The organism is Pseudomonas sp. GD03903, assembly GCF_029840045.1.
GTDB lineage: Bacteria > Pseudomonadota > Gammaproteobacteria > Pseudomonadales > Pseudomonadaceae > Pseudomonas > Pseudomonas pseudonitroreducens.
Window position 1 is genome coordinate 248,854 of the sequence record NZ_JAOCBT010000002.1, and the last position, 20,744, is coordinate 269,597.

A 20,744-nucleotide genomic window follows, 5' to 3' on the forward strand; every position below is an offset into this window, starting at 1 on the left:
ATGAAGCGACTGGCAGGACTGACTGCGCTCGCCCTGGTTATCGGCAACACCTCCGGCTGCGGCTGGCTGTGGGGCCCGGAAGGCTACTTCCGTGACCGTGGTGACGATTACCTTAACGCCCGCGAAACCGCACCGATGAAGGTGCCCGAGGGCATGCAGAGCAAACAGCTCGACCCGCTGCTGCCGATCCCGATGAACGTTGCCACCAGCACCGAGAAGGAAGGCGAGTTCGAAGTGCCGCGTCCGCAACCGCTGTCCGGCGCTGGCGAAGCCAGCGACTTCAGCCTGCAGAAGAGCGGCGATTCGCGCTGGCTGGTCGCCCAGCGTCCGCCGGCTGAAGTCTGGCCGGTCGCCCACCAGTTCTTCCAGGACAACGGCTTCTCCATCGCCAACGAGCGTCCGCAGACTGGTGAGTTCAGCACCAACTGGCAGCCGCTGTCGCAGCTCTCCGCGCCCCTGGCGCGCCGCCTGAGCAGCCGTGTGTCGGGTGTCGAGCCTGACAGCGAAGCGCGCGTTCGCGTACGCATCGAGCCGGGTGTGCAAACCAATACCAGTGAAGTCTACGTGCTGAGCGAAACCCGCCCGGCCGGCAGCACCGCCAGCGCTGACTGGCCGACCAAACCGGTCGTGCCGAGCCTGGACGCCGCGCTGCTCGACGAAATGATCGCCAGCATGGCCACCAGTGCCGAGAAGGGCGGCTCCGTCTCCCTGCTCGCTGCGCACTCGGACTACGACACCCCCGGTGCCGTGCAACTGAACAAGGACGGCAGCGGCAACCCGGTGCTGACCGTGGATTCCGACTTCGACCGCGCCTGGGTCAGCGTCGGCCGTGCACTGGATCGTGCCGACATCCGCGTAGACGACCTCAATCGCAGCCTGGGCGTGTACTACGTCAACATCGCCGAAGGCGCGAAGAAGAAGGACGAAGACAAGCCCGGCTTCTTCAGCCGTCTGTTCGGCGGTGGCGAGAAGACCAAGGAAGAAGAGGACGCCAAGGCCCAGCGCTACCAGGTTCGCCTGACCAGCGTGAGCAATACCGTCCAGATCACCGTCGACAAAGACATCAACACCTCCGCACCGGCTGACGTGGCGCAGGGCGTGTTGGAAAAACTCCAGGAGAGTATGCGGAATGCACTTCGCGGTCCTGGGGAGCGGAAGCCGGGGCAATTCGGCCTTGGTGAGCAGTTCTGACACCCGGATACTGATCGATTGCGGCTTCCCGCTGCGTGAAACCATCCGCCGTCTGGCGCGCCTGGGCGTAGAGCTCGGGCAGCTCGACGCGGTGCTGGTCACGCATGAGCACTCCGATCACATCAACGGCGTCGAACTGCTGGCCCGGCACCATCGAATACCCGTGTACCTCAGCGCCGGCACCCTGCAGGGAATGCGCAAGCCGGTGACACCAGCGGGGCTGCTCAAATGCGGCGACCGCCTGGTACTGAAAGACCTGGAAGTCACTGCAGTGAGCGTCTCCCACGATGCGCGGGAGCCCCTGCAGTACGTGTTTTCCGATGGCCGGAAGCGCTTTGGCCAGCTCACCGATCTGGGAGCCGCCACGGCGCAGGTGCTGGAATGCTATCGTGGCCTCGATGCGTTGATCATCGAGGCGAATCACGATACCGACATGCTGGCCCGCGGTCCGTATCCCTACCCACTGAAGGTCCGTGTAGGCGGCCAGTGGGGACATTTGAACAACCGGCAGGCCGCCGAACTGGTGGCCCAGCTGGGCTGGGAAAGCTTGCAGCACCTGGTGCTGGCGCATCTCAGCGAAAAGAACAACTCGCCGCAGCTGGCCCGGCAAAGCTTCGTCGACACCCTCGGGTGCGACCCGGACTGGCTGCAGGTAGCCGATCAGCATTCGGGGCTCGACTGGCGCACCATCGCCTGAGCCCACCCCCTAAGCAAGCGGAGCCCATCATGGAAAAACGCGAAGAACTCTATCGCGGCAAGGCCAAGTCGGTTTACACCACCGATGACGCCGACCGCCTCGTCCTGCTGTTCCGCAACGACACCTCGGCGTTCGACGGCAAGCGCATCGAACAGCTTGATCGCAAAGGCATGGTGAACAACAAGTTCAACGCCTTCATCATGCAGAAGCTCGAAGCAGCCGGTATCCCGACCCAGTTCGACGCCCTGCTGTCGGACAACGAAGTTCTGGTCAAGAAGCTCGCCATGATCCCGGTCGAGTGCGTGGTGCGTAACTACGCCGCCGGCAGCCTGGTGCGCCGCCTGGGCGTGGAGGAGGGCCTGCAGCTCACTCCGCCGACTTTCGAGCTGTTCCTGAAGAACGACGCCCTGGGTGATCCGTTCATCAACGAATCCCACGTCCAGGCCTTCGGCTGGGCGACCCTGGAGCAACTGGCCGAAATGAAGGCCTACTCCTTCAAGGTCAACGAAGTGCTGAATAAGCTGTTCGACGACGCCGGCCTGCTTCTGGTGGACTTCAAGCTCGAGTTCGGCCTGTTCCACGGCAAGATCGTCCTGGGCGACGAATTCAGCCCGGACGGCTGCCGCCTGTGGGACAAGGAAACCCGCAAGAAGATGGACAAGGACCGCTTCCGTCAAGGGCTGGGCGACGTGATCGAAGCCTACGAAGAAGTGGCCCACCGCCTCGGTGTGCCGCTCTGATCCGACGAGCGCACGCAAGCGTCTGATACCACGCAAAAAAATCCGAAAACAAAGCTTCGCGTTCGGACTTCAAGCTGGTATCATGCGCGCCGCACGGAGAGATGCCGGAGTGGTCGAACGGGACGGATTCGAAATCCGTTGAACCAGCAATGGTTCCTAGGGTTCAAATCCCTATCTCTCCGCCATTATTGCAATGGCTGAAGCCCCTGAAATTCATAGAGTTTCAGGGGCTTCGTCTTTTCTGCGTCCGCTGTTTCCCGCCTATCGCTTCAATCACCCGCAATACCCATCCATCTTCTCCCTGTTCGCCTGCGTCGGGTTTGCCTGGTACTGCTGTAACCAGAATTGGCACTGGGCGCTGTTGAAGCGTTTGTCCTGTTCCGATTTCTCGATCTGGCGATTCTGTTGCTCCTGCACGGCCTGCTGGCGTTGCAGGTAGTGCTGGAACATTTCTTCATTGCTGCGAGGCGGCGGTGCAGTGGTCGGTGTCGTCATGGCGGGTGGATTGAGGCGGGTGGCGACGGCGGACGGCAGGTCCGGCCAGGCCAGCCAGGCAGTAGCTGCCACGGCCAGGCAGCCAAGCCAGATGCCGGCGGCGATGGCGAAGGTGAGTTTCCAGAAACTGACAGTGGCGATGGGCTGTGGCATGGATGTGCGCTTTGGCTGGACAGGTCCCACAGATAACCCATCGGACCTCGTGAGGGGAAGAGGCAGGCCCGCGGCGCCGGAGTGCCGCGGGCGAGGGCTCATTTCGCTGTTGCGGCGGACTCGTAGGCTTCGAGGGCGCGCAGGGAGTAAATGTAGGCGGCACCGGCGTTGAGGGAGATGGCGGTGGCCAGGGTCTGGGCGATTTCGGCTTCGCTGGCACCCGCCTTGCGGGCAGCTTCGGCGTGGACGCCGATGCAGCCATCGCAGCGGGTGGTGATGGCCACGGCAATGGCGATCAGCTCGCGGGTCTTGGCATCCAGGGCATCACCGTCGGCCGCGGCGGCTTCCAGGGCCTGGTAGGCGGCGATCATCTTCGGGTGTTTCTTGCCCAGGGCGCCGAAGGCTTTTTTCACGGCGGGTACGTATTCAGACCAGTTGAACAGCATGATGCTTCTCCTGCAGGCCGGTTGGGTTGGTGGCCTTGAAGCTTAGTCTGCGTCAGCCGGCGCGCCGGGTATTGTCTGTTCCGCTCAGATTTTTCATTGATGCGCTCGACTGGCGTTGGTCGGTCGTGGCTCGTCCGATCAATAGGCGTCGAGGATTTCGTAGCGCTGGCGCGCACTACCGGAGCCGACTTCGACTTCGTCGCCGGGCTGGCGGTGGAGCAGGGCGCCGCCCAGCGGAGCGCGCGTGGTGATGACGAGGATCTCGCAGCCTTCGCACTGCACCTTGAGGCCGGCGCCGTCCGGGCCGAGGAAGATCCAGCGTGGCTGGCGCTGCTCGCTGACCAGTTGCACCAGGGCACTGGTCTGAATGCCCTGTTCCTCGTCGAAGTCGCGCAGTTGCAGGTTCTCGAACAGCGACAGCGCCTGGCGAATTTCCTCCACGCGGCGCGACTGGCCGGCGGCGAGGTAGGCGGCTTCCAGGCCAAGGGTGTCGTACTTGTTCTCGGCGATATTTTCCTCGTGTGTTGCGGTCTCGTGTGCCGTCTGGGCGGCGCGCACGGCGACGCTCAAGTCTTCGGCGAGGCGGGCGAGGATCAGTTGGTAGACGCGGTTCTTGTCCATGGCAGCGGGCTGGAAATAAAGGCGCCTATCCTAGGGCCTTTGCCTGATGCCTGCGACTCTTTCCCGCGCGAAGCGGCACTGGCCTGGTGTGGCCCACGCCAGTGCCGACGCTGCGATCAGTAGCCGCTGAGAATGTTGACGATCACGCCGCTGGCGATGGCGACCAGGATGTAGTCGCCGTTGACGTACAGCCAGCGATGGTCGCGCGGCGGTGCGTACAGATGGCGGGCATGCCAGTCGGTGACCCAGTAACGGTCGCCGCGATAGACCGGCTCCACGACGACGCCGCGGCGCCAGTCGCGATGGGGCACCGGCATCCCGGCCTGCGGGCGGTAGCTCGGGTTGCGGTAGGCGTGGGCCTCGTACTGTCCGGGGTGGTTCTGCTGCTTGTGGCCACCCTGGGGCGGGCGTTGCGGCTGTTGGTAGTGCTGTTGTTGCGGCCCCCGGTTGTCCTGCCGGTTCGGGCCGTTGTCCGGACCGGGGCCGGGCTGGGCGAAGCTGGCCAGTGGGCTGCCGAGCATCAGGGCGGCACAGATCAGGGCGACGGACTTGTTCATGGTGTTCTCCTGGCGCAACCGGCAGAGCGGTGCATTTTTCCACTTACAGTTCCCGGACGATCCGGGTACTTCATGAGACCGCAGCTCTGCGTCAGCGATTGCCAAGGCCAGGTAAATGTCTGGTAAAGAGTTTTATCGCTTTGTCAGTTGCCGGATACAGGTGGGGGCCGGGCTGAAGGGGCGGAGAGGGGGCTCCAGTCTTTGTGTGAGAACAGCATTTAGTGGTATGTTTGTCGCAAATGCACTTGATGGAGTTCCGCCATGAGCGCTCTGTTGAAGGAAAACCCGGCCGCCGATGCCGTCCTTGCCAAGGCGGTGCTGACTGCCCGCGAGCATCTGGCAATGACCCAGCAGGAGCTGGCCGCGATCGTCGGGGTGGACCGCAGCGCGGTGAGTCGCTGGAAGCAGAACGGCTTGCGCGTGGACAGCAAGACCGGCGAGCTGGCGCTGCTGCTGGTGCGTATCTACCGCGCGCTGTTTGCGCTGTTCGGTGGCAACCATGAAGACATGCGGCACTTCCTGCGTACCGAGAATCGTCACCTGGGTGGCGTGCCGCTGCAGTTGATGGAGCAGGTGCAGGGGCTGGTGGCAGTGGTCGAGTACCTGGACGCTATCCGGGGCAAGGTCTGAATGTCTTTCCAAGCTGGTGCCCGCCTTTGGGCGAAACATGAGGACTCGGTCGTCGCGCCCATTCGTGGGCGCCTGGTGCGCTTGGTGGAGAGCCAGGGCCAGGTGGCGACGCTGCAACTGGTGGACACCCTGGAAGAGCAGGCGCTGCTCGAGGAGTTGCTGGAAACCAGCAAGCCGCACATGCCTCCGCCCGCCGAGCCGCTGCACTATCTATTGAAGACACCGTTCCGTTATCCGCCGCTGCGCTGGGGGTCGCGCTTCGGCCGGCGCCATGAGCCGAGCCTGTTCTATGGCGCGCTCAAGCTGGAAACGGCCATGGCGGAGTCGGCTTTCTATCGCTTCGTGCTGTGGGAGGGGATGGCCACGCCGCCTCCCAGCGGACGGATTCTTTCCGAGCACGCGTCGTTCGAGGCGCGGTTCCAGGTACAGAAAGGTGTACGCCTGCATCTGCCGCCGTTCCGTGAACACGATGCACTTCTCGATCCGCAGGACTACAGCGTCACCCAGGGCTTGGGTAGTGCGATGCGCGAGGCGGGGGTGGAGGCATTCGAGTACCGCTCGGCCCGCTGTCCGCAGGGTGGTGTCAACGTGGCGTTGTTTGCTCCGTCTGCTTTCACCGAGAAGCGCCCGCGCAATTTGATGCCGTGGCTGTGCGAGACGACTGCCGAGTATGTCGCCTTCAAGCATGGTCAGGTGCCTGATAGCCCGCGTGTCTACCGTCGCGAGCACTATCTGGTGGACGGCAGGTTGCCGCATCCGGCCTGACCGTTCATCGTTTTGACACTAACGCGTCACGGTGAGCGGTGTATGTTCGGGAATGGCCAAGCAGGGAGCGCCAGACCATGGATATACGGATAGCGATCCATCCCAGCGACGATCGTCGCTGGCGCGTGTACCTCAATCAGTTCTTCTACGACTGCAGCAGCCGCCGCGTGGCGGAGCGTATTTATACGCGGGTGTGTGCGGCAGAGCAGTTGGCGATTCAGCTTCCCGAACCCCCTCGGATCATCCGGCCGCAGCGTGTGCCGCGCCGCCAGGCTCAGATCGCATGAAACTTTCCGGGCATTGCTGTCGGGTGACGGCGCTGGCAGCGCGCGCCTCGCCTGGTTGAATGCATTGCCTTCCTGAGAACACTTCTTATCCACTGCCCTGAAACGGGGCGGTCGGCTGCTGCGTGGCGCGCACTTGTGCACAATGCTGACGCACTCTGTCAAGTCCCCGAAACATTGCACTTGGCCACCCTCCGAATTTCCTTGCGTTTTTTAACTTGTTGAAAAATAAAGAGAATTTTGATTGGTGAAAAAATCACCAATCTGTCATACGGCCCCAGTTCACTGGGGGTATGGACTGTTTTCAGCAAGTTCTCCACTGAGTTATCCACAGCTTCTGTGGATTGTCCCGAGCGCTTGCTCAGGAGCCTTGTCCCAGGGCCCTTGCAGCAGACGGAACCGCTTCCGGCAGGTGACTGTTAGACTGGCGCGATCCATTGCCACACCTCGGAGCCCTGCATGCCCCTCGATTTGTCCGCCCTGTTGTTAGGTGCGCTCGCCGGACTGTTGCCCATGGCGGCGCTCGCCTGGCGCCTGCAGGCGCGCAGGGTCGAGGTGGAACAGGAGGCAACCCTGCTGCGCGAGCGCCTGGCGACTGCGCAACTGGCGCAGGACGGGCTGTCCGCGCGGGCTGAGGCGGATCGCGAGGCTTTCCAGCGCCTCAGCGGCCGGCATGCTGAAGTGTCTGCCGAAGCGGCGGCGCTGCGCCGTGAAGTCGAGCTGGGCCAGCAGGAACGTGCACGCCTGGGCAACGCCGAACAGGACTGGCAGGCCGAGCGCGCCGACAAGGAAACCGAGCTGCGTCGCCTGTCCGCCGAGCATGCCGCGCTGTCCGCCGAACTGCGCGAGCAGCAGGACAATCACCAGCAACGACTGGGTGACCTGCAATCGGCGCGGGACGATCTGCGCGCACAGTTCGCCGAGCTGGCCGGGAAGATCTTCGATGAACGCGAGCAGCGTTTTGCCGAGTCGAGCCAGCAGCGCCTGGGGCAGTTGCTCGACCCGCTCAAGGAACGCATCCAGTCCTTCGAGAAGCGCGTGGAAGAGAGCTATCAGGCCGAGGCCCGTGAGCGTTTCTCTCTGACCAGGGAACTGGAGCGCCTGCAGCAGTTGAACCTGCGCCTGGGCGAGGAAGCCACCAACCTGACCCGCGCCCTGAAAGGCCAGAAGACCCAGGGCAACTGGGGCGAGCTGGTGCTCGAGCGCGTGCTCGAGCATGCCGGCCTGGAGAAGGGCCGCGAGTATGAAACCCAGGTCAGCTTGCGAGCGCCGGATGGCGAGCGCTTCCAGCCTGACGTGCTGATCCGCCTGCCCGGCGACAAGCAGGTGGTGGTGGACGCCAAGGTCAGCCTGACGGCTTACCAGCAGTTCATTGCCGCCGACGACGAGGTGATCCGCCAGCAGGCACTCAAGGCCCACGTGCTGTCACTGCGCAACCATGTGAAGGGGCTTTCCGGCAAGGATTACCGGCGCCTGGAGGGGCTGCACAGCCTCGACTTCGTGCTGCTGTTCATGCCTATCGAAGCCGCTTTTTCTGCGGCGTTGCAGGCCGAGCCGAACCTGTTCCAGGAGGCCTTCGAGCGCAACATCGTGATCGTCAGCCCGACCACGCTGCTGGCAACGTTGCGGGTGATCGACAGCCTGTGGCGGCAGGAGCGGCAGAACCAGAACGCCCGCGAGATCGCCGAGCGCGCGGGCGCGCTGTACGACAAGTTCGTGCTTTTCGTGCAGGACCTGGACGAGATGGGCACTCGCCTGCAGCAGCTGGACAAGACCTACGCCGCCGCGCGCAACAAGCTCTGCGAAGGACGCGGCAACCTGATCAGCCGCGCCGAGCAGGTAAAGCTGCTGGGTGCGCGGGCGAGCAAGAATCTGCCGACGGAGTGGCTGGAGCGGGCATTGAGCGACGATGCGCCACTGGTGGAAGAGGGCGAGTAGGCCCGGCTCGCAAACGGACCTGTAGGAGCGAGCTTGCTCGCGAACCCCTATCTCTCGTACACATCCATGTGGCCGACGGGTCCTGTTCGCGAGCAGGCTCGCTCCTACGAAGAGCCCGGCGTTGTTTCCGCGGTGGGGCGTATGCGCTCCGTCAGAATAGCGAGTAGGGCTTGCCCGCCGTGCCATCGGCGAAGCGCTGCAGCCTGAAGGCGTGCAGGTCCATTCCGGGGTCGCCCCTGTGTATCCACTGACTCATCAGTTGGCCGACGATCGGCCCCATGGCGAAGCCGTGGCCGCAGAAGCCCGTGGCGATCAGCAGTCCGGGTACTTGCGCGGGTGCATCGAGCACCGGAATGCCGTCGGGCAGCACGTCGATCAGTCCCGCCCAGCTTTCCACGACTTTCACATCGCGTAGTGCCGGGAAGGCTTTCGCCAGGTTCTGCTGTGCCGTGAAGACACGCGCGGTGTTTGCCTTTACCTGCGGATCGCGCTCGCCGAGTATCGGGCCGTTCACGCTCCTTTCCGAACCGGGCAGGCGCTGGCGCAAGTCGTGGAACAACGCGCCGTTGAGCTTGAAGGAGAAGCCCGCGCGGTGCTCCGGCAGGTGCGGCAGGTAGTGTCTGGCGCCGCGCAGGTAGTCGAGGTTCAGGTCGATGTCGGCCTGGGTTTCGTCAGCCAGGTTGATGCTGCCATCGGCACGCTGGCGGAAGCCGATGCCGTGGCCGATGAAGCTTTGAGCGCCCACGTCCGGGCCGGGGCTGGTGCGCGAAACGGTGCAACGTACGGCCTGTTGCGGCAGCTCCAGGCCGAGGCTCTGCACCAGGCGCCAACTGCTGGCGCCCGCGCAGATCAGCAGGTGTCGGGTCTTCACATAGCCGCGCTCGGTCTGTATGCCGCAGACGGCGCCGGCGGCGCGGTCGATGCCGGTGACGCCGCAGCCTTCGACGAACACGGCGCCGCGCTCAATGGCACGCAGCGCGTAGCCGGGCGCCACGCGCCGCGGTTCGGCCTGGCCGTCATTGGCGGTGTACAGGGCGCCCAGTGCCGGGTCGCTCAACGCCGGCATCAACTGCGCGACTTCCGCGCGGCTCAGCAGCCGGGTGCCGAGGCCGAAGTTGGCGGCGACCTTCAGCCAGTCTTCGTACTTGCGCTGCTGCTCCGGTGTTTCGGCCAGGTACAGGCAGCCGCCCTGGCGCCATTCCAGCGGCAGTTGCAGCTCCTCTTCCAGGCGCTCCCACAGCGGAATCGCCGCCATCATCAACGGCACTTCCGCCGGGTCGCGCGCCTGCTGGCGGACGAAGCCCCAGGCACGGGTGGATTGCTGGCTGGCGATCCCGGCCTTGTCCAGCACCAGTACGCTCAGGCCCTGGCCGGCGAGCTGCCAGGCGCTGGCGCAGCCCATGATGCCGCTGCCGGCGATGACCACGTCCACCTGCTCGGGCAGGCGCTCCACACGGGAGGAAAGGGCGGGGTGAAGCGGATAGGTTCCCATCGGCATACGGCGGCATCCCTGAATCGAATAACGGATGCCGCAGTATGCGATTGACCTGCGCCGCGCATCCACTGCGCGGGCGCGCCGACAGGCCCTATGACGCGCGCGCGGCCCGGCTGGCGGCCGGCGAACGGGCCAGGTAGTCCAGCGCTTCCTGGGTATTGGCCTCATGGTCGGGGTGGTACCAGGGCTTGAAATAGCGCAGGAAGCTGGTCGCCAGTGAGCTGATCTTCGGCAGTACGCCGGACTTCGAGCCATCGCGCCAGATCGCGGCGAAGGAGCGCGGCCTGGCGATGCTCGGGTCCTGCCGCGACAGGGTGCGGGTGCCGAAGGCGAACAGGTAGATGATCAGCGGCCAGACCACGAACATCCACAATTGCCGGCTGACGAAGGTACCGCCCAGGTGCACGTGCAGGTCATGGGCGACATTGCGGTGTTCCACTTCCTCGGCGCCGTGCCAGCGGAACAGATCGAGCAGCACCGGGTCGGCCTTGGCGCGGTCCAGCGCGTCGGCTTCGAGAATCCATTTGCCGAGGATGCAGGTGAAGTGCTCCACCGCGGCGACGATGGCGCAGCGCTGGCCGATCCACCAGCGCTTGAGCCAGGGCGTGCGGTTGAACAGTTCGATACCCAGCGGCGTATCGCTGAGCAGTTGCTCGAACAGGTAGTCCATGACCTTCAGGTAGCGCGTGGAGTCGATGCCGTGGTGGCTCAGGTAGCGCTCCAAGGCACCCGAGTGGGCGCGGGCGTGCATGGCTTCCTGGCGGATGAAACCCTGCACGTCTTCGCGCAGCCGGCCTTCCTTCACGAAGGGCAGTGCCTTGTTGTAGAGGCGGCAGAACCACAGCTCGCCCGCCGGCAGCATCATGTGGATGACGTTGATCGCGTGGGACGCCTCGGGTTCGCCGGGAATCCAGTGCAGCGGCGAATCGGTGTAGTCGAACTGCACCTTGCGTTGCACGAGCTTGTGATGATGATCGTTCATGGCAGTTCTCAGGCAGTGAGATTGAGGCGGGCGAACAGGCGCGACAGCCAAGGCATGAAGCGCCATTGCAGGGCGCCCAGGTGCACTTCGCTGCCGACTTTCACCACCGGCTGGTTGCGTTCCACTGCGCGGGTGAGGCGTTCGCCGACGGTGTCCGGGCTGAGCCGGCGCCGACGGTAGAAGCGCTGCACCTTGGCGCGGTGTTTCGCCTGTTGTTCCTCATCCAGGCCGGCGAAGCGCGTGGCCTGGACGATGCCGGTATCGACGAAGCCCGGGCAGGCCGCGCTGACGCCGATGCCATGGCCCGCCAGTTCGGCACGCAGGCATTCGCTGAGCATCAGCACCGCGGCCTTGCTGGTGGCGTAGGCCGGGTAGTTGCGCGACGGCGCGAAAGCCACGCCGGAGGCGACGTTGACCAAGTGCCCCGGCTTGCCGACCTCGACCATCTGCTGGCCGAACAACCGGCAACCGTCGATCACGCTCCACAGGTTGATGCGCAGCAGGCGCTCCCATTCCTGCGGGGTGGTCTTGAGCATCGGCCCGGCCATGCCGATGCCGGCGTTGCTGACCACCACGTCGGGCACGCCGAGGCTGCTCTTCACCCACTGGGCGAAGCGCTCCATGGCGGCGCTGTCGCCCACGTCCACGCAGTAGCTGTGAGCCGTCGCGCCGACCGCCCGGGCCAGTTCCGCGCTACGTTCGGCAGCGGCCGGGTCGATGTCCGCCGCCAGTACGCTGGCGCCGCGCTCGGCGAAGCTCAGCAGGGTCGAGCGCCCGATGCCGCCGCCCGCGCCAGTGACCACCACCAGCTTGCCGGCAAAGGGGCCGGCGCCGGGTTTCAGTGCCGCGCGCTGCAGCTCCGGGGTGGCTTCGCCGCCCTCGATGTGGCTGACGAATTCGTCGATCCATTTGCCCAGCCGGGTCGGTTCGGCGAGCAGTTGCCAGTGTCCCGCAGTGACATCGCGGCGCCACAGGCGCGGGGCCCATAACGAGAGCTGCTGGAAGAGTTGCTGGCCGACGTAGCGGTCACGGGTCGGCACGATCAGTTGTACCGGCACCTCGGTGTGGCGCTTGCGCGGCTTGAAGATCGAGGTGATGAAGTTGGCCCGATAGAGCTTCACGCCGTGCTCGCCATCACTGGCCTGGTGCGGGTTGCGCACCGGGTTGCGGATGCCTTCGACCTTGCGCAGATATTGCGGCCAGGCCTTCGCCGCGCCGAAGCGCCACGACAGTGACGGCAGCAGCGGCAGGTGGAAGTAGTAGATGTACCAGGAGTGCAGCAGCTGGCTGGCCATCTGCAGCAGGGCGCGTGGGGTCTTGCGGCGCAGACGGTCGCGCATCCAGAAACCGACGTGGTCCAGGCAGGGGCCGGAGACGCTGGTGTAGGAAGCGATGCGGGCGCGCAGTTGCGGATCAGTGACGCTTTCCCAGGTCTGGATCGAGCCCCAGTCATGGGCCACCAGATGCACCGCGCGCTGCGGGCTGACGGCGTCGAGCACGGCCTTGAGGTCCTGGCTGAGCAGCTCAAGGCGATAGTCGCGGGTCTTGCGCGGCTTGTCCGATTCACCAGCGCCGCGCACGTCGTAGGCCACCAGCTGGAAGCGCCCCGAGAGGTGGCGGATCAGCGGCAGCCAGGTTTCATGGTTGTCCGGGTAGCCGTGGACGAACAGCACCATCGGCAGGTGCGCCTCGCCCCAGCGCCACACGGCCAGGCGTACGTTGCCGGACTGCACGTCCAGCCGCTCCGGCGCCGGCAGGGTCTTCTCCAGCATGGCGTTCATGCCACCTCCCGTCGCGCCGGGGCGCTGATCAGGCCGCGCTCGGTCCAGCGGCGCACGTGGGGCAGGTCATCGTCGAGCCAGTAGGCGTCGTCCTCGGTGACCACCAGCAGCTCCTCGAACTTGGCGCCCACTCCGCGCAGGCCCAGGTGCGGTTCGACAGCCCAGAGGCCCGGGGTCGGGGCGTGCTGCGAACGGTCATTACTCGACCACAGCGGCGACCAGCCCTCGCGGCGGCCGGTGATCAGGGCGTTTTTCATCAGGGTGGCGATGTTGCGCACGCCAAAGCGCGCGAGCGACGGGCCGGTGTTGCGCGCGCCGAGTTTTTCCACGCGGTGCGCCAGCACTTCGAAGGGATAGGCCTTGTGCCGGGGCAGGGTGCCCTGGCGGTGGCAGAGGCGGTCCACCGACTGGCTGACCTCGGCCAGTGGCAGACGCTGGCGCACCTGTTCGACGATCAGGTTGCGGTGTGCCAGCAGGTCATCCATCAGCCGTTCCACCAGCAGGTTGTGGCCCAGCGCGCCGGAGTAGCCGACGTCGGCGGTGTAGGCGCCCAGGGTCGGCGCGCAGTCGAGGATGAACGGCATGCCTTCCTCCAGCCGCTGCTTGCCGGGGTAGAAGGCCAGGTTGAAGCCGCCCAGATGGCGCAGGCCGTCGAAGCCCTTGAACGAAGTGCGGCTGCCGAACCAGGCGAAGGGCTGGTGGAACCAGTCGCGCACGCCATGATCGAGCAGCCAGGTCTTCATCAGCGCGGCGGTCTCGCGCTCGCTGATGCCCGGGCGCAGTTCGCCGGCAATGGTTTCGCAGCAGCGGTAGGCCAGTTGCTGAATCTCGCGGAAGTGCCGCAGGTCTTCGGGGGTGGGCACCCAGGCGCCTTGGGACATGACTTTCTCCAGGCTGGTTGTTGTTATCGTTACATCGGGCGATGTCACGATCGATGCTGACCCATCGGTTGCCGTTGCGCCATGCGTGCGCGCCGTGCCTGGAGTGTTACCGAAGCGAAGAGCCGCTGGCGGCGCGGGTTGCGGCCGGCAGGGCGGAATCGGGCGGGCGCACTTCCCGTCTTTGGTTGGGGCGCGCGGCTGTGTGGTGGATCACTTTGCAGCGAATGCCCTGGATTGTTCGGTGCATGCCTGGCTGGCTATCATCCGCCCCATGAGCACACCCCTGAATCTCCTGCAGCGCCTGCTGCAACGCCCGGACGACGCACCCTCCGTGATGGAGGACGAGCGCGAGTACTCGGTGGATGAACTGGCCCGCGAAGGCGGCACCACGGTGCGCAACCTGCGCGCCTACCAGGATCGCGGCCTGCTGCCACCGCCGGAGCGCCGGGGCCGCGCCGGGGTGTATTTTGCCGGCCATCTGCGCCGCCTGCGGTTGATCAACCGCCTGCTGGAGCGCGGCTACAACATCGCCAACATCAAGGAGTTGCTGGAGAGCTGGGAGCGCGGCCATGACCTGGACCACGTGCTCGGCCTCGACGAAGCCATCGTCGGCCCGTGGAACCTGGAGTCGCCCGGCAATATCGAGTTCAGCGACCTACAGGCGCTGTTCGGTGACGAATTGAATGACGCGGTGATCGACCAGGCGCTGGCACAGGGCCTGCTGGCCTTCGATGGCGAGCGCATCAGCATCCCCAGCCCGCGTTTGTTCAACGCTGGCGTCGAGCTGTTCCGTGCCGGTATTCCGCTCGCCGCGCTGCTCGACCACCTGGCCGTGTTGCGTACGGATACCGAGCACCTGGCCGCCGGCATCGTGCGGCTGGTGGTCACCCACCTGGTGGACAAGCCCGGCGCCGACCTGCTGCCCGGCGCGGCCGATCTGGAGCGCCTTGCCGAAGTCTTCCAGCGCTTGCGCCCGGTGGCGGAACAGGTGGTGCTGGTGGAGCTTGCGCGCGGCCTGAAACGTTCAGCCAACGAGATGCTCGGCGAGCGCGTCGGGGAAATCCTCCGGCGCATGGAAACGCCGGACTAGAGCTTCAGCTTCTGCCGCCTGCCTGGGCCAGCTTGCCGCGCAGCCAGCGCCGCGCTGGGTCGTCCTCGCTGCTCTCCGACCAGATCTGCACGAAATCGAAACGGGCCAGTTGCAGTGGCGGTTCGAAGCTGGCCAGACCGTGGGCTGCAAGGTTTTCGGGGAGCATTCGCGCGGCGATGGTCAGGACCAGGTCGGTGCCCGCCAGCAGACTCGGCGCCACGCTGAAGTGCGGCACCGTGGCCGCCACCTGGCGACGCCGTCCGAGCTTTTCCAGATGGCTGTCGATCTCCTCCGCCGGGCTCTGCTGCAGGGCGACCCGCAGGTGCGGGGCGGCGAGGTAGTCGTCCAGGTCCAGGCGCTTTCGACCGGCCAGTGTGTCGACGGCGCAGAGACAGACGAAACGTTCCTCGAACAGGCTCTGCACGCGCAGTCCTTCCGGCAGCATCGGGAAGACCCCGAGGGCTCCATCCAGCTCGCCGCCTGCCACCTGCTCGGCCATGCCCCCGCGCGAAGCCTGGCGGACGTCCAGGTGAATGCCCGGCGCCTCGCGGCGCAGGACCGGCAGCAGCGTCGGCAACACCACCCAGGCGCCGTAGTCGGACATGCCCAGGCGCAGCTCCAGCTCGGCGCTGGCCGGGTCGAAATCATCGCCCAGCACCAGCCGACGTACGCCACCGAGGATTTCCCGCAGCGGGCCGGCCAGCTCGAAGGCGCGGCGGGTCAGCTGCATCTGGTTGCCGGCACGTACCAGCAGCGGGTCATCCAGCAGGTCGCGCAGGCGATTCAGCGCGTGGCTCACCGCCGGCTGGGTCATCGCCAGCCGCTCGGCGGCGCGGGAGACATGGCGCTCTTCCAGCAAGGCGTCGAGGATCACCAGCAGGTTGAGATCGATGCGGCGCAAGTCATGAATCGAGTGCATTCAGGCTGTACAAATCATTCATTTCCATGCGCTGGATGGATAGCAGAAGCTGGGTCCCATCGACAAGCCTTGGAGAATCTTCGATGTCGAAACTGCTTCTGCTCTTGCTCGCCATCGGTGTGGGCGCGCTGGTTGCCCTGCAGGCGGGCAGCAACTCGCTGCTGGGGCGCCAATTGGGTCATCCGCTGAGTGCCAGCCTGACCTCGCTGGGGGTCAGCCTGGCGGCGGTGATCATTGCGCTGCTGGCGTTCCGCGTACCGCTCCCGGCGGCTGCCGGAATTGCCACCACACCCTGGTGGGGCTGGCTCGGCGGGCTGTTCGGGGCGGCGTATCTGACGGTGGCGGTGATGCTGGCGCCGCAGCTGGGCGCGGCAACCTTTCTCGCCTGTGTGGTGGCAGGGCAGATGCTGATGTCGGCGTTGTGCGACCAGTACGGTTGGGCAGGGTTTGCGGTGCGGCGCTTGTCGCCCGAAGGTTATCTGGCCATCGGGCTGATCATTGCCGGGGTGGTGTTGTTGCAGTGGCGCGGGAGGGTGGTGTGAGTGGTATGGAGGTGAAAGTGTTGGGCGGGTTCGCGAGCAAGCTCGCTCCTACAGTCAATGCCGGCTTTGGAGCGTTTTTTGTAGGAGCGAGCTTGCTCGCGAACCGCCGCCGCTGCGAACGAACGGCGGGCAGACTTATCTCAAGCTCAGATGCCGACTCAACAACGCCCGCAACGCCGCCGGCTTCACCGGCTTGGGCAGGAAGTCCAGCCCCGCCGCGTGGATCTGCGCCACCAGTTCGGGGCGGGCGTCCGCGCTGATCACCACGCCCGGCACGGGCTCGCCCAGGCGGGTACGCAGCCAGGCCATGAGGTCGGTGCCCAGTTCGCCGTCGTCCAGGTGATAGTCGATCAGCGCCAGTTGCGGGCGCGCATCGCCGTCCAGCAACGCCTGGCATTCTTCCCGGCTACGCGCGGTGAGCACGCGGCAGCCCCAGCGGGTCAGCAGGCTGTTCATTCCGGTGAGAATGCTGTCTTCATTGTCGACGCAGAGCACCTGCGCGCCGTTGAGCTGTTCCGGGGTTTCCACCTTGTGCCCGTTGAGCGGCACCGGTGCCGGCTGGCGGGCCAGCGGCACGCTGACGCTGAATACGCTGCCCTTGCCCGGCCACGAGCGGACCTGCAGACGGTGGCCAAGCACCTTGCACAGCCGGTCGGCGATGGCCAGGCCCAGGCCCAGGCCCTTCTCGGCGCGGGTCTGGTGGCTGTCCAGGCGTTTGAATTCCTCGAAGATCACCTGCAGCTTGTCCGGCGGGATGCCTGGGCCGTGGTCCCAGACCTCCAGGCGCAGGTGACCGGCCTCGCGACGCACGCCGAGCAGCACATGGCCCTTGGCGTAGCGGAAGGCATTGGTGAGGAAGTTCTGCAGTACGCGGCGCAGCAACTTGATATCGCTCTCCACGCGCAGCTTGCTGCCGCGCACGTGGAAGTCGATGCCGTGCTCCTGGGCCAGTACACGGAATTCCACGCCGAGGGTGTCGTACAGGTTGCTCAGCGGGAAGGCCGCGACGTCGGCGCTGACGCGGCCGCCTTCAAGCCGCGAGATGTCCAGCAGGTCGGTGATCAGGTCTTCCGCCGAGCGCAGCGAGGAGTCCAGGTGGCGCACCAGCTCGGTGGCTTCCTCGGGCAGTTTCTCCTGGTGGGCGAGGGCGGCGGAGAACAGCCGCGCGGCGTTCAGCGGTTGCATCAGGTCGTGGCTGACGGCGGCGAGGAAGCGCGATTTCGACTGGTTCGCTGCCTCGGCCGTGCCCTTGGCCTCGGTGAGCGCCTGGTTCAGTTGCGATAGCTCGAAGGTCCGCTCTTGCACCCGTTGCTCCAGGCCTTCGTTGGCATCCTTCAGGCCCTGCTCGGCATCGCGGTAGTTGGTGATGTCGGTGAAGCTCATGACGAAACCGCCGCCGGGCATCGGGTTGCCGATCAGCTCGATTACCCGGCCGTTGGGGAACAGTCGCTCGGAGGTGTGCGGCGTGCCCTGGCGCATCCAGTACAGGCGCTTGGCCACGTGCAGGTCCGGATCGCCGGGCCCGCACAGGCCGCGCTCGGCGTTGTAGCGGATGATGTCGGCGATCGGGCGGCCAACGTAGATCAGCCCGTCCGGGTACTCGAACAGCTCGATGTAGCGGTGGTTCCAGGCCACCAGGCGCAGCGACTGGTCGACCACGCTGATGCCCTGGGTGATGTTCTCGATCGCGCCCTGCAGCAGCGCGCGGTTGAACTGCAGCACTTCGGAGGCTTCGTCGGCGATCTTCACCACGTCCTCCACCTGCATCTCGCGGCCTTCGATGGCGGCCTTCACCACGGCGCGCGCGGACGAGGCGCCGAGTACGCCGGCGAGCAGGCGTTCGGTGTGGGCGATCCATTCGTCGTTGGCGTTCTGGCTGGGGGTGAAGCCCTTGCCCTGGCGGTAGGCGAAGCGGATGAAACTCTGCCGTGCGCGCTCCTCGCCGACGAAGCGGGCGGCGAGCATCAGCAGGTCTTCCAGCTGCACGGCGAGCATCGAGCGCGAGCTGAGCTTCTGCGAGATTTCCTGGCCGATGAAGCGGCTGGCCTGCCAGTGCTCGGAAACACGGGTGCGGGAGAACACCGAGACCAGCCCGAACAGGGCGAAGTTGCCGATCAGCGAAAGCAGCACGCCCAGGGTCAGCGGCTCGATGGACAGGCCGAACGGGCGGCCGGCGAGCCAGGCCAGGCCGGGGAAGGTTTCCAATGGCCAGCCCAGACCCTTGGCGACCACCGGCAGCACCAGGGTGTAGGCCCAGAGGAACGAGCCGGCGGCCAGACCGGCGAATACGCCGCGGCGGTTGGCCTGCTTCCAGTACAGCGCACCGATCATCGCCGGGCCGAGCTGAGCGATGGCGGCAAAGGCGATCTGGCCGATGGTGGCCAGGCTCGCGGTGGACCCCAGCAGGCGGTAGCTGACATAGGCCAGCAGGAGGATCAGCGCGATGCTCACCCGGCGCACGGTCAGCAGCCAGTGGCGGAACACCTCGAAGGGCTGCTCGGCTTCACCTTTGCGGCGCAGCAGCCACGGCAGCAGCATGTCGTTGGAGACCATGGTAGACAGCGCCACGCTGGCGACGATGACCATGCCGGTGGCCGCCGAAGCGCCACCAATGAAGGCCAGCAGGGCCAGCGCCGGATGCGCCTCGGCCAGCGGCAGACTGATCACGAAGGAATCGGGCATCACGCCGGCTGGCAGGTGCATCTGCCCGGCCAGGGCGATCGGCACCACGAACAGCGCGGCCAGCACCAGGTAGATCGGGAACACCCAGCGCGCCAGGTTCAGATCGCGCGGTTCGATGTTCTCCACCACCAGCACGTGGAACTGCCGCGGCAGGCACATGATCGCGGTCATCGCTACGCCGGTCTGCAGCAGCATTGCCGGCCAGTGCACGGTTTCTTTCCAGTATTCGTTGAGCTGCGGGGCGACGCGGGCCTTGTCCACCAGATCGCCGAAGCCGTCGTAGAGGCCGTAGGTGACGAAGATGCCGACGGCGAGGAAGGCGGTGAGCTTGACCAGCGATTCGAAGGCGATCGCCAGCACCATGCCGCGGTGGTGCTCGGTGACGTCCAGGTTGCGGGTACCGAAGACGATGGTGAACAGCGCGAGGATCAGCGAGACAATCAGCGCCGTGTCCTGGGCGCGGATGCCGGTGGAGTCGGGGCCGGCGCCGATCAGCAGGTTCACCCCGAGGACGATACCCTTGAGCTGCAGGGCAATGTAGGGCAGCACGCAGACCACGCAGATCAGCGCCACCACCACCGCCAGCGCCTGCGACTTGCCGTAGCGCGCGGCGATGAAGTCGGCGATGGAGGTGATGTTCTCCTGCTTGCTGATCATGATCATCTTCTGTAGCACCCAGGGTGCGAAGAGCATCAGCAGCACGGGGCCGACATAGATCGGCAGGAATGACCAGAGCTGGTCGGCGGCCTGGCCGACGGCGCCGAAGAACGTCCAGCTGGTGCAGTACACCGCCAGCGACAGGCTGTAGACCCAGGCGCGGACACGCGGCGAAAGTGGGGCGCGACGGCGATCGCCATAGAACGCGATGGCGAACAGGACCGCCATGTAGAGCAGGGCGACCGTTGCGATCAACCCACTGGACAACGACATGCTGACTCCGGAAATGAACTGGCTCCCCCGCAGGAGCGCTGGCAGCAGTTTCGCACCAAAGTCCGGAACTGTCAGACGCCTGCTACCAATGTCTCAGTGGCGCTGTGTCGCGTCTCACACTTGAGAGCCGGGCGCGGGGCTGGTAGCTTGCCGGCCTTTTCGCGGTCCGTCCGTCGCACCCGCCCGGGTACGCGGCACTTCGACGGGCCGCTACGCTCTGATGTGAGCGATGATGTCGCGTCGTGTTTCGAGGAGGGCGCCATGTTCAGACCGTTACCCATCACCTTGCAGCGCGGGGCCCTGCGCCTGGAGCCGATGGTGGAGGCCGACGTGCCGGACCTGGTGACGCTGGCGGAGCAGAACCGCGACGTCCTGCAGTTCATGAGCGCTCCAGGGCGCCCGGACTGGTACCGCCAGGGCCTGGCCGACCAGCGCGAGGGCCGCGCCCTGCCGCTGGTGGTGCGCCTGGGCAACCAGATCGTCGGCACCACGCGGTTCATGGATTTCCTCCCGGCGCTGCCGGCCTGCGAGATCGGCGCCACCTGGCTGGACCAGGGCCAGCACGGCAGCGGCCTCAATGCCACCATGAAGTACCTGATGCTGCGCCACGCCTTCGATAGCTGGAAGATGGTCCGTGTGCAGTTCAAGACCGCCGCCAGCAATGAGCGCTCCCAGCGTGCCATCGAGAAGCTCGGGGCGGTGCGTGAGGGGGTGTTGCGCAACCATCGGCGCCTGGCTGGCGGCCGGCTCGACGACACCATCCTCTACAGCATCACCGACCAGGAATGGCCGCAGGTGAAGGCTGCGCTGGAAGCTGGGTTCGCCGGCTGAGTGATACTCTGCACCGCTTGCCCCCTCACCCTAACCCTCTCCCCAAGGGAGAGGGGACTGTTCGGCGCAGGAGGAAACTATCGTGTCAGCCGGC

General features: G+C 65.7%; 20 protein-coding genes and 1 tRNA gene. 11 read left to right on the forward strand and 10 right to left on the reverse strand.

Going from position 1 to position 20,744, the window contains the following annotated elements; all coding sequences use genetic code 11:
• The 4 genes from bamC to N5C91_RS03795 all read left to right on the forward strand — a co-directional run bounded on the left by bamC (position 1) and on the right by N5C91_RS03795 (position 2,813).
• Positions 1 to 1,191 (forward strand): outer membrane protein assembly factor BamC, encoded by a 1,191-nt coding sequence (gene bamC, locus N5C91_RS03780; protein WP_279828032.1) that lies wholly within the window; start codon positions 1 to 3, stop codon positions 1,189 to 1,191.
• A complete protein-coding gene (locus N5C91_RS03785; protein ID WP_279828033.1) occupies positions 1,130 to 1,888 on the forward strand; it encodes an MBL fold metallo-hydrolase in 759 nt (252 codons plus the stop codon). Before bamC ends, N5C91_RS03785 begins: the two co-directional genes overlap by 62 nt.
• Before the next feature lie 29 nt (positions 1,889 to 1,917).
• Positions 1,918 to 2,628: a phosphoribosylaminoimidazolesuccinocarboxamide synthase gene (purC, locus tag N5C91_RS03790; protein ID WP_045210340.1), complete on the forward strand. Its 711-nt coding sequence runs from the start codon at positions 1,918 to 1,920 to the stop codon at positions 2,626 to 2,628.
• 95 nt (positions 2,629 to 2,723) lie between these two features.
• Positions 2,724 to 2,813: transfer RNA gene (locus N5C91_RS03795), tRNA-Ser, on the forward strand.
• 88 nt (positions 2,814 to 2,901) lie between these two features.
• Here the strand turns inward: N5C91_RS03795 and N5C91_RS03800 are convergent.
• From N5C91_RS03800 to N5C91_RS03815, 4 genes are all read right to left on the reverse strand, one after another.
• On the reverse strand, positions 2,902 to 3,276 hold the full coding sequence (locus N5C91_RS03800) for a hypothetical protein (protein WP_279828034.1): 375 nt from the start codon (positions 3,274 to 3,276) through the stop codon (positions 2,902 to 2,904).
• Between the two features lie 98 nt (positions 3,277 to 3,374).
• A complete protein-coding gene (locus N5C91_RS03805) occupies positions 3,375 to 3,722 on the reverse strand; it encodes a carboxymuconolactone decarboxylase family protein (protein ID WP_236171568.1) in 348 nt (115 codons plus the stop codon).
• 138 nt (positions 3,723 to 3,860) lie between these two features.
• On the reverse strand, positions 3,861 to 4,343 hold the full coding sequence (locus tag N5C91_RS03810) for a GreA/GreB family elongation factor (protein ID WP_236201675.1): 483 nt from the start codon (positions 4,341 to 4,343) through the stop codon (positions 3,861 to 3,863).
• A gap of 116 nt (positions 4,344 to 4,459) precedes the next feature.
• Positions 4,460 to 4,900 carry an RcnB family protein gene (locus tag N5C91_RS03815; RefSeq protein WP_236171563.1) on the reverse strand — a complete coding sequence of 147 codons (441 nt, stop codon included), beginning with the start codon at positions 4,898 to 4,900 and terminating at the stop codon, positions 4,460 to 4,462.
• A 261-nt stretch (positions 4,901 to 5,161) separates the two neighbouring features.
• On the opposite strand from N5C91_RS03815, the gene N5C91_RS03820 reads away from it, so the two are divergent.
• The 4 genes from N5C91_RS03820 (at position 5,162) to rmuC (ending at position 8,517) form a co-directional block, all read left to right on the forward strand.
• Entirely contained in the window at positions 5,162 to 5,530 is a 369-nt protein-coding gene (locus N5C91_RS03820) for an antitoxin Xre/MbcA/ParS toxin-binding domain-containing protein (RefSeq protein ID WP_192430469.1), read from the forward strand.
• Positions 5,531 to 6,295, forward strand: a complete 765-nt coding sequence (locus tag N5C91_RS03825) for an RES family NAD+ phosphorylase (RefSeq protein ID WP_236201676.1) — start codon at positions 5,531 to 5,533, stop codon at positions 6,293 to 6,295. It begins immediately after the preceding gene.
• Positions 6,296 to 6,372: 77 nt separating this feature from the next.
• Positions 6,373 to 6,582: a hypothetical protein gene (locus tag N5C91_RS03830; RefSeq protein ID WP_236171560.1), complete on the forward strand. Its 210-nt coding sequence runs from the start codon at positions 6,373 to 6,375 to the stop codon at positions 6,580 to 6,582.
• 570 nt (positions 6,583 to 7,152) lie between these two features.
• A complete protein-coding gene (rmuC, locus tag N5C91_RS03835) occupies positions 7,153 to 8,517 on the forward strand; it encodes a DNA recombination protein RmuC (protein WP_236171982.1) in 1,365 nt (454 codons plus the stop codon).
• A gap of 151 nt (positions 8,518 to 8,668) precedes the next feature.
• Here the strand turns inward: rmuC and N5C91_RS03840 are convergent, their stop codons facing one another.
• The 4 genes from N5C91_RS03840 to N5C91_RS03855 all read right to left on the reverse strand — a co-directional run bounded on the left by N5C91_RS03840 (position 8,669) and on the right by N5C91_RS03855 (position 13,656).
• Positions 8,669 to 10,015 carry an FAD-binding oxidoreductase gene (locus tag N5C91_RS03840; RefSeq protein WP_279828035.1) on the reverse strand — a complete coding sequence of 449 codons (1,347 nt, stop codon included), beginning with the start codon at positions 10,013 to 10,015 and terminating at the stop codon, positions 8,669 to 8,671.
• Positions 10,016 to 10,103: 88 nt separating this feature from the next.
• Entirely contained in the window at positions 10,104 to 10,994 is an 891-nt protein-coding gene (locus N5C91_RS03845) for a metal-dependent hydrolase (RefSeq protein WP_279828036.1), read from the reverse strand.
• Between the two features lie 8 nt (positions 10,995 to 11,002).
• Complete coding sequence (locus tag N5C91_RS03850; RefSeq protein WP_279828037.1) at positions 11,003 to 12,775, reverse strand: SDR family oxidoreductase; 1,773 nt, start codon at positions 12,773 to 12,775, stop codon at positions 11,003 to 11,005.
• A complete protein-coding gene (locus tag N5C91_RS03855; RefSeq protein WP_279828038.1) occupies positions 12,772 to 13,656 on the reverse strand; it encodes a M24 family metallopeptidase in 885 nt (294 codons plus the stop codon). Before N5C91_RS03855 ends, N5C91_RS03850 begins: the two co-directional genes overlap by 4 nt.
• A 391-nt stretch (positions 13,657 to 14,047) precedes the next feature.
• Between N5C91_RS03855 and N5C91_RS03860 the strand changes: the two genes are divergently transcribed.
• Positions 14,048 to 14,746, forward strand: a complete 699-nt coding sequence (locus N5C91_RS03860) for a MerR family transcriptional regulator (RefSeq protein WP_279828227.1) — start codon at positions 14,048 to 14,050, stop codon at positions 14,744 to 14,746.
• 4 nt (positions 14,747 to 14,750) lie between these two features.
• Here the strand turns inward: N5C91_RS03860 and N5C91_RS03865 are convergent, their stop codons facing one another.
• Positions 14,751 to 15,665, reverse strand: coding sequence for a LysR family transcriptional regulator (locus N5C91_RS03865; protein ID WP_279828039.1), 915 nt, complete (start codon positions 15,663 to 15,665; stop codon positions 14,751 to 14,753).
• Between the two features lie 83 nt (positions 15,666 to 15,748).
• Here N5C91_RS03865 and N5C91_RS03870 point away from each other — a divergent pair, with 83 nt between their 5' ends.
• Entirely contained in the window at positions 15,749 to 16,207 is a 459-nt protein-coding gene (locus N5C91_RS03870) for a DMT family transporter (RefSeq protein WP_279828040.1), read from the forward strand.
• 135 nt (positions 16,208 to 16,342) lie between these two features.
• On the opposite strand, the gene N5C91_RS03875 is transcribed toward N5C91_RS03870, so the two are convergent.
• Positions 16,343 to 19,819, reverse strand: coding sequence for a PAS domain-containing hybrid sensor histidine kinase/response regulator (locus tag N5C91_RS03875; RefSeq protein WP_279828041.1), 3,477 nt, complete (start codon positions 19,817 to 19,819; stop codon positions 16,343 to 16,345).
• A 261-nt stretch (positions 19,820 to 20,080) separates the two neighbouring features.
• Here N5C91_RS03875 and N5C91_RS03880 point away from each other — a divergent pair, with 261 nt between their 5' ends.
• A complete protein-coding gene (locus N5C91_RS03880; RefSeq protein ID WP_169937421.1) occupies positions 20,081 to 20,650 on the forward strand; it encodes a GNAT family protein in 570 nt (189 codons plus the stop codon).
• Positions 20,651 to 20,744: the final 94 nt, after the last annotated feature.